Below are 14709 nucleotides of genomic sequence, written 5' to 3' on the forward strand. Positions count from 1 at the left end.
AGGCGGCCGTAGGGCGCCCTTCCGAACGATCCGCCCGAACCCTCCCCCCTCTCGGCTTCCCTCGAGCGGGGGACCCCCATCGCCAACCCGGTGGGCGGAAGACGGAAGGAGTCGCCTCTCTTGGCGTCGCAGCACCGCAAGCCGCGCTTCTCGCGCACCCGCGCGGCAGGCATACGCACGCCCACCCTGGCCACCGCCGCGCTCACGTCCGTGGCCCTGCTCTCCCAGTCGGCGAACGCCGCCCCCTCCGACGACGGCAAGCCGAGCCTGGAGGAGGTCGAGAAGAAGGTCGACGACCTCTACCGCCAGGCGGAGACGGCGACCGAGAAGTACAACGCCGCCAAGGAGAAGACGACCAGGCAGCGCAAGCAGGTGGACGGTCTCCTCGACGACGTCGCCCGGCGCACCCAGAGACTCAACGAGGCGCGGGAGGAGCTCGGTTCCGCCGCCGCCGCGCAGTACCGCACCGGGGCCTCCGCGCCCGACACGGCGACGTTCCTGCTGGCGGACTCCCCGCAGGACTACTTCGACCGGACGCAGCTGATGAACCGGCTGACCGACCGCCAGAAGGACGCCGTCGACGACTACGTCACCGAGCAGTCGGCGACGATGCGGAAGCGCCAGGAGGCCGCCGAGAGCCTCGCGACCCTCGACGACAGCCAGAGCGACCTGAAGACCGCCAAGGCCGCCGTCCAGAAGAAGCTCGGCGACGCGCGCGAACTGCTGTCGCAGCTGACGGCCCAGGAGAAGGCGCGGCTGGCGGAGATCGAGAAGCAGCAGCAGGAGGAGGCCGCGCGCGAGGCGGCCGAGCTGGCCCGGCAGCAGGCGGAACAGGCCGCCCAGCAGGACACCGGCACATCCTCCTCCTCGTCCTCCTCGTCCTCCTCTTCTTCGTCCTCGTCGTCGGACTCCTCGTACGCCACCAAGGCCGAGAAGGCGCTCGCGTTCGCCCGTGCACAGATCGGCAAGCCGTACGTGTGGGGCGCCACCGGCCCCGACTCCTACGACTGCTCCGGCCTCACCCAGGCCGCCTGGAAGGCCGCCGGCGTCTCCCTGCCGCGCACCACGTACGACCAGGTGAACGCCGGCACCACCGTCTCCCTCGCCGACGCCCGCCCCGGTGACCTGGTCTTCTTCTACGACGACATCAGCCACGTCGGCATCTACATCGGCAACGGCATGATGATCCACGCCCCGAAGCCGGGCGCGTACGTCCGCGAGGAGTCGATCTACTACGACGGCGAGTCGGGCATCCACAGCGTGGTCCGCCCGGCCTGAGTCATGTGCGGGCACGCGCGTGCAGGTCGTTTTCCGCGACTACGCGCGTGTGCCGCCGTGTGAACCGCTTCGCATCCTTAGCATCGGGCCCATGCCCGGCACCTCCTCCCTGCGCGCCTGGTGGGCGCGGCGTCCGCCGGCGGCCGGCGCCGCCGTGCTGGCCACCGGCATCCTGTCGATCGGACTGCGCCTCGCGGGACACGAGGTCCTGTCCCATGTCGCGCTGGCACTGGCCGGCGCGGCCTGGGTGGCGCTGGCCGCCGACTTCGTCGTACGACTCCTGTGGGAGCGCCGGCGCTGGCTGGCGGAGGCGGGCACACCGGGCGGGCTGACCGCCGTGGCCGCCACGACCGTGCTCGGCACGGGCGTCTCGGCGCTGGGCCGGCAGAACCTGGCCTGGGCGCTGCTGGCGCTGTCGGCCGTGCTGTGGCCGGTGCTGATGACGGGTGTCGTACGGCAGGTCGTGCGACGCGTCATGAGCCACCGGGCCCGCCGGATGCCCGGAGCCGTGTTCCTGTGCTGTGTGGCCACCGAGGGGCTCGCGGTGCTGGGCGCGACCCTGGCGAAGGCCGAGACGCTCTCCTGGCCCGCGCACACCGCGCTCGTGCTGTTCTGGCTCGGCCTGCCGCTCTACGCGGGCATGCTCGCCCTGTTCGACTGGCGTCAGGTCACCGAGGGCGCCGGGGACCAGTGGGTGGCCGGTGGGGCGCTCGCCGTCTCGGCCCTCGCGGGGTCGCGGCTCATCGACGCGGACCACGCGCTGTACCTGTGGAACGCCGACGACCGGGGCGTCCTGCGCGGGATGACGATCGCGCTGCTCGTCCTCGCCCTCGTCTGGTACGCCGTCCTGCTCGCCGCCGAGGTCCTCCGGCCACGGCCACACCCCGACGTACGGCGGTGGGCGACGGTGTTCCCGATGGGGATGACGGCGGTGGCGACGATGTCCGTCGCCACCGCCGCCGACGTCCCGGGGCTGAAGGGGCCCGGAGAGGTGCTGCTGTGGGTCGCGGTGGCGGCGTGGCTGGCGGTCGCCGCGGCGGCGCTGATCGCCGGGTTCGGCGGGTCCGTCAGGTCCACAGGACGGCGATGAAGATGTTCGCCACGGTCAGCAGGCCGACCAGGCCGAACAGCGGCTTCTCCACCTTCTCGTCGTCCCGCTTCACATAGACCAGGCCGAGGATCACCACCAGCAGCGCCAGCTTCACCCCGATCTTGATGTTGTTGAGGGGCTGGTCGTCGGCCTGGTTGAGGCCGACCAGGATCACACCGGTGACCAGCATGGTCGCCGCGCCGTGCAGCATCGCGGGCACGAAACGGGCCGTGCCCTGGCCCATCGCCTTCATCTGGGTGAGGAAGCCGCCCAGGAGCGCGGCGATGCCGATGATGTGCAGGCCGACGAAAAGATGGATGAGTACGTCCATGAGGCCGGATGCTAATCAGCCCGGCCCCCGCCACCCGACACCGGCCCCCGCCTCCCGGTACCGGCCCTCCCCCGTGACGGGACTCGCATATATGCGTCCATAGCATCCCGCCGCGCCGAGGTGCCCCGGAATCGCGGCATCGATCATCGCGCCGCGCGAACCCGACGCCCCGGCCCGGTCCGCCGCACAGAAACAGACAGCCGGTGGTCCGCTCATGCCTTTTCCGCACATCTCGTCACCGACCCGACACGAACGGGCCTAGCGTCCTCCCCCAGGTGACCGGCTCCCCACCGCCGCCCGGGCCAGGGGCGGCAGTCGGACACCACCGCCGAGAAGGTCCGACGGCGTCCCGCTCCCCCTGTGCGGGCCACCGTCGGACCGTCAGCGCCTCCCTCGGTCGTCCGTCCGCTCCCCGACGGCCGAGGGGCCGCCTGACAAAGCCGTGGGTCCGTCCGACGACGGTCGACGACCCCACGGCCGAGGCGGTCGTACGAAAGGACGTGCAAGTCCCACGTGGCAGCGCACCGCAAGCCCCGACCGCGCTCGCTCGGCGGCCAGACGGCCCGTACGGCGTTCACCCTCGCCCTCGCCGGCGCGGCGACCGCCACGGCCTTCGACGGAACCGGCCAGGCCGAGCCCCAGCTGACCACCGCACAGGTCAAGGTCAAGGTGGACAGGCTGTACCAGGAGGCGGAGACGGCCACCGAGCAGTACAACGGCGCGCAGGAGAAGGCCACGTCCGCCGAACAGCATCTCCACACCCTGCGGGACGAGGCGGCCCGCAAGGAGGAGAAGCTCAACTCGGCGCGGGAGGCACTGGGCACGATGGCGGCGGCGCAGTACCGCAGCGGCGGCCTCGACCCCGCCGTGCAGCTGGCGCTCTCCGACGACCCCGACCAGTACCTCGACGGCGCCGCCTTCGCCGAACGCGCCGGCGACCGTCAGTCCGCCGCCGTCACCCGAGTCCGCAGGCAGTTGCACGAGATCGAGCAGCTGCGCGGCGCCGCCCGCCTCGAACTGTCCTCCCTCAAGGCCCGCAAGGCGGAACTGAAGGAGCACAAGAAGACCGTCACCGACAAGCTCGCCGCGGCCCGCAGCCTGCTCTCCCGGCTGACGGCGGCGGAACGGGCCCGGATCGCAGCCGACCTGGGCGGCGGCACCGGAACGGCCGACCGCGCCTCACGCGCCTCCTCCGACGCCCGCGCGCCCCTCCGGACGCCCGGCTCCGCCACCGCCTCCGCCCCCGACTCCCGAGCTGCGGCGGCCGTTTCCTTCGCCTACTCCAAGCTCGGCAGCCCTTACGTCTGGGGTGCCACCGGCCCGAACGCCTTCGACTGCTCGGGCCTGGTCCTGGCCGCCTACCGCTCCGCCGGGGTGTCCCTGCCCCGCACGACCTACGCCCAGATCGGCGTCGGCCGACGCGTCTCCCGCTCCGAACTCCGCCCCGGTGACCTGGTCTTCTTCTACTCCGGCATCACCCACGTCGGCCTCTACATCGGCAACGGCCGCATGATCCACGCCCCGAACCCCTCGGCCCCGGTACGCGTCGCCCCCATCGACGAGATGCCCTTCGCGGGCGCGACCCGGGTGGTGTGAGCCGGGCGGTGCGAGCCAGGCGGTGCGAGCCGGGGCCGGCGGACGCGGGCCAGGCAAGCGGTGGGTCACACCAGCCGTCGTGCCGTCGCCCAGCGCGTCAGTTCATGCCGGTTGGACAGCTGGAGCTTGCGGAGCACCGCCGACACATGGGACTCGACCGTCTTCACCGAGATGAACAGCTGCTTGGCGATCTCCTTGTACGCATAGCCGCGGGCGATGAGGCGCAGCACCTCGCGCTCGCGCTGGGTGAGCCGGTCGAGGTCCTCGTCGACCGGAGGGGCATCGGTGGAGGCGAAGGCGTCCAGGACGAACCCGGCGAGGCGCGGCGAGAAGACCGCGTCGCCCTCCTGCACCCGGAAGATCGAGTCGACCAGATCGGTACCGGTGATCGTCTTGGTGACATAGCCGCGGGCACCTCCACGGATGACCCCGATCACGTCCTCCGCCGCGTCCGAGACGGACAGGGCGAGGAAACGCACCGGCTGTTCGGCGTCGGCCATCAACGAGGCACAGCGGCGCAGCACTTCGACCCCTCCGCCGCCGGGAAGGTGGACGTCGAGCAGCACCACCTCGGGCCGGGTCGCGGTGATGACGGTGACCGCCTGGTCGACGTCCGCCGCCTCGCCGACGACCTCGACGCCCGTCTGCTCGGTCTGGCCGATCTCGGCCTGCACACCGGTGCGGAACATGCGGTGGTCGTCGACCAGGACCACCCGCACACGCCGCCCGCCCGTGCTCTCGGAGGTCTGCGCCGGCTCGGGCGCATCCCCCGCTGCCGCCGCCGCGTTCGTCTCGGTCGGGTCGCTCATGACGTCTTCTCCGCCCTCTCCATCTCCAGCTCGACCTCCGTGCCGCCGCCCGGTACCGCCCGCAGCCGGGCCGTGCCGCCGTTGCGCTCCATACGGCCGATGATCGATTCTCTAACGCCCATGCGGTCGGCGGGTATCGAGTCCAGGTCGAAGCCGGGGCCGCGGTCCCGGACGGACACGAAGACCGTCCTGCCCTCGACTTCGGCGTACACCTGCACGGCGCCGCCGTCGCCACCGTACTTGGCGGCGTTCACCATCGCCTCGCGCGCGGCCTGCATCTGTGCGCCGACCCGCTCGTCGAGCGGGCAGTCGCCGACGACCACGACCTCGATGGGGACGCCGTGCTTGTCCTCGACCTCGGCGGCGTTGCGCCGGACCGCCTCGGCGACCGTCGCCGGCTCGTCCTCCTCGTCCTTGCCGGTGCCCTCCGGTTTGTAGAGCCAGGTGCGCAGGTCGCGCTCCTGGGCGCGGGCGAGACGGCGCACCTCGCCGGCGTTCTCCGCGTTGCGCTGGATCAGGGTCAGGGTGTGCAGCACGGAGTCGTGGACATGGGCGGCGACCTCGGCCCGCTCCTGGGCCCGGATCCGCATCAGACGCTCCTCGGAGAGGTCCTGGGTCATGCGGACCAGGTAGGGCCCGGCGAGGAGGGTGATGCCGACGAGGACGGCGAGTGCGGCCTGGAGCACCGAGCCGAGGTGGGCGGCCGAGCCCTGGAGGACGAAGATGCCGGACACACCGGCGGTGACGAGGAGGACGCCGGCGCCGGCCCGCAGCAGCGTGAGCGTGCGGCGTCTGCGCCCCACCTCGACCCAGCGGGCCCGGCGGGCGTTGTCCGCCTGGCGCCAGACGAGGGCGACGCCCGCGCCGACGAGGACGGCGGGCAGGAGATACGCCTTGGCTCCGCTGCCCAGGTTCACATTGCCGACGAAGACCAGGGCGACGACGACCATCAGGAGCAGGGCGACGATCTGTCCCCGGTCCGGTCTGCGGGGGACGAGTCTGCGGCGGCCGTCGGGCGCGGTCTCCGTGGAGACGAGGGACGGCGGCCTCTGGTCTCCGACACCGCCGACGCCGAGCGGTACGAAGAACCAGAAGGCCGCGTAGAGCAGGGCGCCGAGGCCGTCCGCCATGAACAGGCCGACGAAGACGAGCCGCACCCACGCGACGGGCAGCCCGAGGTGCCCGGCGAGCCCCCGCGCCACGCCACCCAGCCAGCGTCCGTCGCTGCTGCGGTAGAGCTTGCGCGGCGGCCGCGGTTCGACGAGTGGCGCTGCTGCGGCTTCCGGCATGCCAACGATGGTCACACAGCGTGCGGGCCCGGGCATCAGGGTTCGCCCCCGAGACGCCCCTGATCTTCGGCCCGCTCGCAGGTCGAACGCCTCCCGGGCGCCGGCTCAGGGCCGATATCAGGGTCCGACCAGGGTCGTTCCGACTGCCGCCGGGGCCGCGGGCCCGCCACCATGGACCCATGGAAAATCACCAGCACGCCGCGGACGCGGTGCCCGACGGGGGCACCGCGCCCGACGCGGCCGCCCCGTCCACCGGTGCCCACGGCGCCGCAGGTGAGAAGCCTCGCGCGCACGGGCAGGCGGGCGCGCCCACACACGGAGACAAGGGAGCGGACGACATGTCCGAGGGGCCGGGCCGGGCCGACGAGGCCCTCACCGCCGCGGAGGCGGCGGTGGGCGCTGCGACCGCCGCTGCGGCGGCCGGGGCGGCGGCCGATGCCGCGGAGGCGGCGGCTGCCGCAGCGCGCTCGGCGGCCCGACCGGACGCCGAGGACATCGAGGACGTCGAGGACGTCGAGGGGCCCGACAGATTCCGGCGCGACCGGCAGTACAAGATGCTGGCCGGGGTGTGCGCGGGGCTGGGGCGGCATTACGACATGGACCCGGTGATCTTCCGGATCACGCTCGCGGTGCTCTCCGCGACGGGCGGCGTCGGCCTCATCTTCTACGGGTTCGCATGGCTCTTCGTCCCCTACTCCGACGACGAGCAGCACGAGGTGCGCAAGCTGCTGACCGGCCGGGTCGACGGCCAGGCCCTGGCGGCCGTGCTGTTCGCGCTGGTCGGCTGCGGGGTGTTCCTGTCGATGCTGAACAACGGCAGTGTGCTGACCTTCGCCGTGGTCCTCTCGCTCCTGCTCGCGGGAGCCGGGTACTGGTCGCGGCACCGTGGCTCCGCCGACCCCGATCCGCTGGCGGCGCAGGCCGTCGCCGACGCCCCGCCGGAGGCCCAGGCACCGCCGGTCCCGGCCGCCTACCCCTCCTGGTGGCGTGACCCCATCGTCAAGGACGGCACCCATGACGGCGGCACCGGCTATCTCTGGGGTCCCCAGGACTCCCGGGGGCGGGACATCGCGGCGGCCGTCAACGTCAGCCTCAGCGGCCACCCGGGCGCCCGCGAGCACATACGCGTCCCGCCCGGCCGCTCCCCCGCTCCGCGCGGCCCCCGCTGGACGGGCGGCTGGGTGTTCCTGCTGGCCCTGTTCGCGGGCGCCCTCGTGACCCGGCTCACCTGGGACGACCATCCGCTCGGCACCAGCCTCCAGGCCGGTCTGGCCGCCGCGCTCATCGTGCTCGGCGCGGGCATCGCGATCAGCTCGTTCCTGGGACGCACCGGCGCGGGGTCGGTTTTCCTGGCGCTCGTCACCGCCGGCCTGCTGGCGGGTTCGACGGTCCTGCCCAAGGACGTGAGCACGCACTGGGTCGACCGGACCTGGCGGCCCGCGGCGGTGTCGGAGGTGCGAGGGGCCTACGACCTCGGCACCGGTGACGCGACGCTGGACCTGTCCGGGCTGGACGTGGTCAAGGGGCAGACGGTGCGCACCAACGCGGAGGTGGGGGTGGGCCGGCTGCGGGTGGTCGTGCCGCCGGACGTGACGGTGAAACTGAGCATCGACGTGGGGCTGGGCGATGTCCAGCTGCCCGGCGAGAACAAGGAGGACGTGGACGTGGAGCCGGGCAAGCACAGGACGGTGACGCTGGCGCCGGTGTCGGGCAGCAAGGACACGGCCGGGACGCTCGACCTGGATCTCCAGGTCGGGGTGGGACAGGCGGTGGTGAACCGTGCTGCGTCATGAGTTCCAGCCCGGCAGGCTGGTCGCGGGCGCGTTCTTCACCCTCGCGGGTGTCATCTACGCAGGTGACGCGGGCGGGCTGTGGGAGACCCCCTGGTTCGCGGTCATCCCCCTCGTCGTGGTCGGCCTCTGTCTGGCCGGGGCGACGGCCGTGGTGGCCCGGTCCCTGCGCAGACGACGCCGGACCGGCCGGGCCACGCCCGCCGGGGCCACGGGGCCGCACCCCGGCGGCAGACCGATGTGAGGCAAGGTCAGTCCAGGCCGCCTGCTCGTTGCCGGCGCCGGTTGTGCCAGAGCGCGTCGAGCGAGAGGTAGGGGGCGCCGGCGAGGACGAAGGGGAGCCAGGCCATCAGATAGATGAGGTCGTTGCCGTAGTAGTACGGGTCGGAGGCCCAGCTCACCGTCAGCCAGAGGGAGAGGGAGATCAGCGCGCCGCCGAGAGCGGCGAGCCGGGTGAGGAGGCCGATCAGGGCGCCGATGCCGACGGCGAGTTCACCGAGGGCGATGGCGTAACCGAAGCCGACCGGGTTCTTCAGGGCCAGGTCGACCAGGGCGGGGATGGCCGAGGAGTCACGGACGGCACGCATGGTGTCGCCGATCGAGCCCGCGCCGCCGTCCTTCATGAAGGCGCTGTCGGTGAGTTTGTCGATACCGGCGTAGATGAAGGTGACGCCCAGAAAGATCCGTAGAGGAAGGAGAGCGTAGTGGCGGGCGGTGTCCCGCCAGCCCCGGCCGCCGCCCTGGAGGTAGGGAGGATAGGTGTCCGTCCGCATGCCGTGAGTCATCGCCCGTAGCCGCCTCTCGCCCTGAGTGGTGGGACCCCTCAACAGACCATACGTACGAAATGGGGGGTGCGCTCAATTGTTTGCACAGCCTGTGGGTCCCACTGGTTCACTCCGCCCGCGCGTTCACTTCGGCCCCTGGCCGACCGCTCCGGCCGGTCGGCCGCGGGACCGGGCCGCTACTCGGTGACGTCGATCGTGCAGCGGTTCGTCTCCACACCCGCCGCGGTGACGACCTGGACCTCCAGCCGGCCGGGTTCGACGTCGGCGGGGACGGGGACGGTGAGGACGGCGTCGGTGGGGTTGCTGAAGCCGCCGGCGACCGGGACGAGGGGGACATGGACATGGACCGGGCCGATGCGGACGACCATGCGGGAGAGGCGGTCGGCGGTCTGGGCACCGGGCGGGACGAAGCCGGCGCCGCGGATCTCGATGTCGTCGCCGGTGCGGATGGGGGCGTCGAGGTCGCCGGCCTCCCGGGAGCGGACGACGGAGAGGATGACGGGACGGCCGCCCTCGGCGTACTTGCCGGCGAGGTAGGTCGCGGCCGAGACCAGGACCACGACCGCGAGGCCCCAGGGCAGGTCGGGGAGTTGGTCGGGGCGGCGGGCGAGGCGGACCGCGGCGAAGGCCAGGGCGACGGTGCTGATGACGACGTACTGGATGTCGGCGAAGGTGCCGCGGCCGGAGTCGTCGGTGAGGAGGTCGGCCGCCCGGGGGCGGTGGGCGCGGACCTTCTGGAGCCGTTGGGCCAGGACCCGTAGGCCCACCACCCGGCGGACGAGGACCGCGATGCCGCAGACCACGGCGAGGACGGTCACGACACCGGCGCCGTGGGCGAGGTCGAGGCCGGAGATGAGGGCGTCGCGTTCGGTGTGACCGGAGGCGGCGGCGAGGCGGCCGACGAGGACGAGGACGGCGTAGGAGAGGAGGAGGACCCAGGCGGCGGCGACCGCGCGGGAGGTGGAGAGGCGGTTGTCCTCGCCGATGACGGGGGCGAGGGCGCCGCCGCGGGCCCGGTGGAACCAGGAGGCGGTGGTGAGGGCGCCGGCCACGAGGAGGGCGGCGAGGAGTCCGGCGGTGCGGGCCGAGGTCCAGCCCGCGCCGATCGCGGTGAGGGCCTGGACGAGGAGGAGCAGCACGACCGCCACCCAGACGGTGGTCGCGGTGCGCAGCCAGAGGCGGGACAGCCAGGCCTCGCCCTCGGCGCGGCCGCGTTCGGCAACCAGCTCGGCCGATTGGGTGAGTTCCTCGGAGACCCATTGGCGGGAGGCCGAGGCGGAGTGGGCGACGGCGGCCGGCAGGCCCTGGCCGGCGGCGAACTCGTCGCGTTTGAGCAGGAACGCGGCGACCGCGCGCCGGTGTCCCTCGCGGGCACCGTGCGGGCAGTCCCCGCAGGTGCAGCCGCCGTCGTGGGGGCCCGCGCCCGTGCCCGGGTGCGCGCCCTGTCTCGCCTCCTGTACCGCCACGTCCGACGCCCGCCTTCCCCGTGACCCGAACGAGCGGCGGTCCCGAAAAGACCCGATATGGCCACCGGCCGCCGCCCTGCTGACAACTCCCCCGCGATGAGAGCGAATTGTGCCCTACCGCACACGGTCCGGCTTCGGCAGGTCTGGTCAGAGCGGGTGAAGAAGGGAGGGGCCGTGTTGACCCGGCTGCGAGAATTGTCCGTATGGCCGAGATCATCCAGCGTGACGGGAGCTGGGCCTTCGACGGTACGGCGGTGCGGATCACGCCGGGGCTGCACCGTTCCGTGCCGCTGTTCCGGCAGACGTACGGGGAGATCGTCGTGCCGTTGGAGGCGGTCGCCGGGGTCGTCTACGAGCCGGAACGGCGGCGGGGGCGGCTGCGGATGCGGCTCAGGGAGGGGGCGGACCCGCTGTTGCAGGCGACGGGCGGGCGGCTGCCGGAGTCGGCGGATCCGTACCGGCTGCTGGTGGATGGGGACCGTTCCGGGCTGGCGGAGTACGTCGTGCAGGAGATCCGGCACGCGCTGTTGCTGGACCAGGTGCCCAAGGAGCCCGCCCGGGCCTATCTGCTGCCGGGGCCGCCGGTTCCGGTGTCGGTGCGTTCGTCGGACGGCACGGTGTCCTTCGACGGGACGCGGGTGCGGATCGACTGGGCGGACACCTCGGACCGGGTGAAGCGGGCGACGGGGCCGCGGATCATCGCGGTGGGGGATCTGGTGCGGGTGGAGTGGTTGCCCAACTCCGGCCACGAGGACGGCTTTCTGCGGTTCGTGACGCGGGAGACGGTGTTCTCGAAGCTGCCGGCGGAGAAGGATCCGTATGCGCTGGATCTGTGGGGCGGTGTGCAGCGGGATCTGCTGACCGCGCTGGTGGCGACGGCGGTGACGGCACGGATGCCGCACCCCTCGGCGTGGGCGGACGCCGAGGGCGCGGGCCGGCCGCAGCGGCGGGGGGCGGCCGTTCCCGCCCAGGCCGATCCCCATGACGTCCTGTTGCGCAGGCTGCGGGAGCTGGGTGAGCTGCACCGGGACGGGGTGCTGACGGACGAGGAGTTCGTGCGGACGAAGGCGGTGATACTGCGTGGCTTCCAGGAGGGGCCTAGCTCAGCAGGTCCGGTTCGCTGCGGCTGATGTCCTGCCAGAGGGGCTGGTAGTTGATCCAGGCCACGAGGTCGCCGCCGAGCTGTTCGCGGGTCGCGGCGGCTGCCCGGTGGTCGATCAGCAGGGGGCGGCCGGCGGCGCGGGCGGTGAGCTGGACCTGGCTGGAGCGTTCCATGGACAGGAACCACCAGGCGGCCGCGTCGACCGAGTCGCCGACGGTGAGCAGGCCGTGGTTGCGCAGGACGAGGGCCTTGCGGGAGCCGAGGGCGCTCGCGATGCGCCGGCCCTCCTCGGCGTCGACGGCGACTCCGGTGTAGGCGTCGTAGAGGGCGTGGTCCTCGTAGAACGCGCAGCTCTCCTGGGTGAGGGGGTCGAGGAGTTCGCCGAGGGCGGCGAGGGCGCGGCCGTACACCGAGTGGCAGTGGGCGACGGCGACGACGTCCGGGCGGGCGGCGTGGACCTGGGCGTGGACGGTGAAGGCGGCCTGGTTGACGTGGTAGCCGCCCTCGACGACCTGGCCGTCGGAGTTGGCGAGGACCAGGTCACTGACGGTGACGTGCTTGAACGGCATGCCGAACGGGTTGACCCAGAAGCAGTCGCTGTATTCGGGGTCGCGGGCGGTGATGTGGCCGGACACGCCGTCCTCGAAGCCGAGGCGGCCGAAGATGCGTACGGCGCCCGCCAGGCGTTCCTTGCGGTGCCGGCGCTCGTCCTCGACCGAGTCGTGCATCGGTGGCATCGCGAAGTTCAGCCGGTCGGTGGGCAGCGGGGCAGGCGGCGTGGGCCCGTGCATCGGTCCTCCAGCACTGGGTGGGTGTACGGGCGGAAGTTACCCTCGGTCAGCGCAGGAGAACAGGGTTGTTATGCAAAGATGACGTGCGTCTGAGGAACACGACAGAAATACGACAGAAGATGTCCTGTATCGCGTTCACACTCCGGGTATGACAGCGAACGACACGACGGCGAACTGGGCCACGTTCACCGTGGCCGAACCGGATCTCGCGCGGACCGTCGAAGAGCGTTTCGGCGCGTTCACCCACCATGTCCTGGCGACTCTGCGCAAGGACGGCTCACCGCGGACCACGGGGCTGGAGGTCCGGTTCCTCGACGGTGAGCTGTGGCTCGGCATGATGCCGGGCTCGGTCAAGGCGCTCGATCTGCGGCGCGATCCGCGTTTCGCGCTCCAGGCCAACCCGGGCGAGGGCACGGGGATGGGCGGTGGGGACGTACGGATCGCGGGGCGGGCGGTGGAGGTCGAGGATCCGGCGGTGAAGGGGGCGTACAGCAAAGAGGTGGAACCGCCGGAGCCGTTCCACCTCTTCCGCACCGAGCTGACGGAGGTCGTCAGGACCTGCGTCGAGGACGAGACGTATCTCGTCGTGCAGGTCTGGCAGCCCGGTGCGGGGCTGCGCGTCGTCAAGCGCAGGTGATCGCGGGTGACCGCGGGTGACCGCGGGTGACCCCGGGGGGATCTACTCCCACTCGATGGTGCCCGGGGGCTTGGAGGTGACGTCGACGACCACGCGGTTGACGTCGCGGACCTCGTTGGTGATCCGGGTGGAGATCTTCGCGAGGACGTCGTACGGCAGCCGCGACCAGTCGGCGGTCATGGCGTCCTCGGAGGAGACGGGGCGCAGCACGATCGGGTGGCCGTAGGTGCGGCCGTCGCCCTGGACGCCGACGCTGCGGACGTCCGCGAGCAGGACGACCGGGCACTGCCAGATCTCGCGGTCGAGACCGGCGGCGGTGAGTTCCTCGCGGGCGATCGCGTCGGCGTCGCGCAGCAGGTCCAGGCGCTCCTTGGTGACCTCTCCGACGATCCGGATGCCGAGGCCGGGGCCGGGGAACGGCTGGCGCTGGACGATCTCCTCCGGCAGGCCGAGCTCCTGGCCGACCATGCGGACCTCGTCCTTGAAGAGCTTGCGGAGGGGCTCGATGAGCTGGAACTCGAGGTCCTCCGGGAGCCCGCCGACGTTGTGGTGGGACTTGATGTTCGCGGTGCCGGTGCCGCCGCCGGACTCGACGACGTCCGGGTAGAGCGTGCCCTGGACCAGGAACTCCACCGCCGGGCCCTCGTCCGCGATGATCTCGGCCTGGGCCTGCTCGAAGACGCGGATGAACTCGCGGCCGATGGTCTTGCGCTTCTGCTCGGGGTCGGAGACGCCCTTGAGCGCGGTGAGGAAGCGCTCCTCGGCGTCGACGACGACCAGCTTCACGCCGGTCGCGGCCACGAAGTCCTTCTCGACCTGCTCGGTCTCGCCCTTGCGCATCAGGCCGTGGTCGACATACACGCAGGTCAGCTGGTCGCCGATGGCGCGGGCGACGAGGGCCGCGGCCACCGCGGAGTCGACGCCGCCGGACAGACCGCAGATGGCGCGCTTGTCGCCGACCAGCTCGCGGATCGCGGCGACCTGCTCCTCGATCACGTTCCCGGTGGTCCAGGTGGGCTTCAGGCCCGCGCCGCGGTAGAGGAAGTGCTCCAGGACCTGCTGGCCGTGCGTGGAGTGCATGACCTCGGGGTGGTACTGGACGCCGTAGAGCTTCTTCTCGTCGTTCTCGAAGGCGGCGACCGGGACGACGTCCGTGGACGCGGTGACCGTGAAGCCCTCGGGGGCGGCGGAGCAGGCGTCGCCGTGCGACATCCACACGTGCTGCTCGGCCGGGGTGCCCTCGAACAGGGTGGAGGACGTCCTGGAGACGTGCAGATCCGTACGGCCGTACTCGCGGGAGCCGGTGTTGTCGACGGTGCCGCCGAGGGCCTGGGCCATCAGCTGGAAGCCGTAGCACATGCCGAAGACGGGGACGCCGGCCTCGAACAGCTCGCGGCCGAGGCGGGGGGCGCCCTCCTCGTACACGGACGAGGGGCCGCCGGAGAGGATGATCGCCGCCGGGTTCTTGGCGAGCATCTCCTCGACCGGCATGGTGCTCGGCACGATCTCGCTGTAGACCCGGGCCTCGCGGACTCGGCGGGCGATGAGCTGGGCGTACTGCGCGCCGAAGTCGACGACCAGGACGGTGTCGGGGACGGCGGCAGCGGGAGTCGCTGATGACACGGGAGCCTTCCGGCGGTGGGGCGGGGGTCTGTGTGTACGCCGATTCTACCGAGGTGGCCGTCGGAACGGTCCCGTCCCCGGGGGTCCGCCCCCAGCCCCCGGACCCTCGGCCTTCGCCCACC

The 14709-nt window shown here is 72.3% G+C and carries 14 protein-coding genes; 7 read left to right on the plus strand and 7 right to left on the minus strand.

The window, feature by feature from the left end:
• Positions 1-120 precede the first annotated feature (120 nt).
• Both AQJ64_RS14930 and AQJ64_RS14935 read left to right on the plus strand, forming a co-directional pair.
• On the plus strand, positions 121-1278 hold the full coding sequence (locus AQJ64_RS14930; RefSeq protein WP_055632903.1) for a C40 family peptidase: 1158 nt from the start codon (positions 121-123) through the stop codon (positions 1276-1278).
• Positions 1279-1369: 91 nt separating this feature from the next.
• Complete coding sequence (locus AQJ64_RS14935) at positions 1370-2368, plus strand: tellurite resistance/C4-dicarboxylate transporter family protein (RefSeq protein ID WP_055632904.1); 999 nt, start codon at positions 1370-1372, stop codon at positions 2366-2368.
• On the opposite strand, the gene AQJ64_RS14940 is transcribed toward AQJ64_RS14935, so the two are convergent.
• Complete coding sequence (locus tag AQJ64_RS14940) at positions 2346-2699, minus strand: hypothetical protein (RefSeq protein WP_055632905.1); 354 nt, start codon at positions 2697-2699, stop codon at positions 2346-2348. The genes AQJ64_RS14935 and AQJ64_RS14940 overlap by 23 nt on opposite strands.
• 513 nt (positions 2700-3212) lie before the next feature.
• Here AQJ64_RS14940 and AQJ64_RS14945 point away from each other — a divergent pair.
• Positions 3213-4295, plus strand: a complete 1083-nt coding sequence (locus AQJ64_RS14945) for a C40 family peptidase (protein WP_055632906.1) — start codon at positions 3213-3215, stop codon at positions 4293-4295.
• 65 nt (positions 4296-4360) lie between these two features.
• On the opposite strand, the gene AQJ64_RS14950 is transcribed toward AQJ64_RS14945, so the two are convergent.
• Together AQJ64_RS14950 and AQJ64_RS14955 are read right to left on the minus strand one after the other, a co-directional pair.
• Positions 4361-5104 carry a LuxR C-terminal-related transcriptional regulator gene (locus tag AQJ64_RS14950; RefSeq protein WP_055632907.1) on the minus strand — a complete coding sequence of 248 codons (744 nt, stop codon included), beginning with the start codon at positions 5102-5104 and terminating at the stop codon, positions 4361-4363.
• Positions 5101-6393 carry an ATP-binding protein gene (locus AQJ64_RS14955; RefSeq protein WP_055632908.1) on the minus strand — a complete coding sequence of 431 codons (1293 nt, stop codon included), beginning with the start codon at positions 6391-6393 and terminating at the stop codon, positions 5101-5103. Before AQJ64_RS14955 ends, AQJ64_RS14950 begins: the two co-directional genes overlap by 4 nt.
• Before the next feature lie 179 nt (positions 6394-6572).
• On the opposite strand from AQJ64_RS14955, the gene AQJ64_RS14960 reads away from it, so the two are divergent.
• On the plus strand, positions 6573-8186 hold the full coding sequence (locus AQJ64_RS14960; RefSeq protein WP_055632909.1) for a PspC domain-containing protein: 1614 nt from the start codon (positions 6573-6575) through the stop codon (positions 8184-8186).
• Positions 8173-8427, plus strand: a complete 255-nt coding sequence (locus AQJ64_RS14965; RefSeq protein WP_055632910.1) for a hypothetical protein — start codon at positions 8173-8175, stop codon at positions 8425-8427. The genes AQJ64_RS14960 and AQJ64_RS14965 overlap by 14 nt, the downstream gene beginning before the upstream one ends.
• Before the next feature lie 7 nt (positions 8428-8434).
• Here the strand turns inward: AQJ64_RS14965 and AQJ64_RS14970 are convergent, their stop codons facing one another.
• Together AQJ64_RS14970 and AQJ64_RS14975 are read right to left on the minus strand one after the other, a co-directional pair.
• Positions 8435-8956 (minus strand): DoxX family protein, encoded by a 522-nt coding sequence (locus tag AQJ64_RS14970; protein ID WP_055632911.1) that lies wholly within the window; start codon positions 8954-8956, stop codon positions 8435-8437.
• Between the two features lie 188 nt (positions 8957-9144).
• A complete protein-coding gene (locus AQJ64_RS14975; protein WP_055632912.1) occupies positions 9145-10434 on the minus strand; it encodes a hypothetical protein in 1290 nt (429 codons plus the stop codon).
• Between the two features lie 203 nt (positions 10435-10637).
• Here AQJ64_RS14975 and AQJ64_RS14980 point away from each other — a divergent pair, with 203 nt between their 5' ends.
• Positions 10638-11564: a DUF4429 domain-containing protein gene (locus AQJ64_RS14980; protein ID WP_055632913.1), complete on the plus strand. Its 927-nt coding sequence runs from the start codon at positions 10638-10640 to the stop codon at positions 11562-11564.
• Here AQJ64_RS14980 and AQJ64_RS14985 read toward each other — a convergent pair.
• Complete coding sequence (locus AQJ64_RS14985) at positions 11533-12327, minus strand: class II aldolase/adducin family protein (protein ID WP_055632914.1); 795 nt, start codon at positions 12325-12327, stop codon at positions 11533-11535. The two genes, AQJ64_RS14980 and AQJ64_RS14985, sit on opposite strands and share 32 nt — an antisense overlap.
• A 148-nt stretch (positions 12328-12475) precedes the next feature.
• On the opposite strand from AQJ64_RS14985, the gene AQJ64_RS14990 reads away from it, so the two are divergent.
• On the plus strand, positions 12476-12964 hold the full coding sequence (locus tag AQJ64_RS14990) for a pyridoxamine 5'-phosphate oxidase family protein (RefSeq protein WP_055632915.1): 489 nt from the start codon (positions 12476-12478) through the stop codon (positions 12962-12964).
• A gap of 42 nt (positions 12965-13006) precedes the next feature.
• Here AQJ64_RS14990 and guaA read toward each other — a convergent pair whose 3' ends face one another.
• Positions 13007-14587, minus strand: a complete 1581-nt coding sequence (guaA, locus tag AQJ64_RS14995; RefSeq protein WP_059202688.1) for a glutamine-hydrolyzing GMP synthase — start codon at positions 14585-14587, stop codon at positions 13007-13009.
• Between the last annotated feature and the right edge of the window lie 122 nt (positions 14588-14709).

The organism is Streptomyces griseoruber (genome assembly GCF_001514205.1).
Classification (GTDB): domain Bacteria; phylum Actinomycetota; class Actinomycetes; order Streptomycetales; family Streptomycetaceae; genus Streptomyces; species Streptomyces griseoruber.

Bases quoted from the DNA above. Each gene is read 5' to 3' on its own strand.
- AQJ64_RS14980 (WP_055632913.1), top strand. From the start codon at position 10,638: ATGGCCGAGATCATCCAGCGTGACGGGAGCTGGGCCTTCGACGGTACG.
- AQJ64_RS14970 (WP_055632911.1), bottom strand. From the start codon at position 8,956: ATGCGGACGGACACCTATCCTCCCTACCTCCAGGGCGGCGGCCGGGGC.
- AQJ64_RS14985 (WP_055632914.1), bottom strand. From the start codon at position 12,327: ATGCACGGGCCCACGCCGCCTGCCCCGCTGCCCACCGACCGGCTGAAC.
- AQJ64_RS14960 (WP_055632909.1), top strand. From the start codon at position 6,573: ATGGAAAATCACCAGCACGCCGCGGACGCGGTGCCCGACGGGGGCACC.
- AQJ64_RS14940 (WP_055632905.1), bottom strand. From the start codon at position 2,699: ATGGACGTACTCATCCATCTTTTCGTCGGCCTGCACATCATCGGCATC.
- AQJ64_RS14950 (WP_055632907.1), bottom strand. From the start codon at position 5,104: ATGAGCGACCCGACCGAGACGAACGCGGCGGCGGCAGCGGGGGATGCG.
- AQJ64_RS14990 (WP_055632915.1), top strand. From the start codon at position 12,476: ATGACAGCGAACGACACGACGGCGAACTGGGCCACGTTCACCGTGGCC.
- AQJ64_RS14935 (WP_055632904.1), top strand. From the start codon at position 1,370: ATGCCCGGCACCTCCTCCCTGCGCGCCTGGTGGGCGCGGCGTCCGCCG.
- AQJ64_RS14955 (WP_055632908.1), bottom strand. From the start codon at position 6,393: ATGCCGGAAGCCGCAGCAGCGCCACTCGTCGAACCGCGGCCGCCGCGC.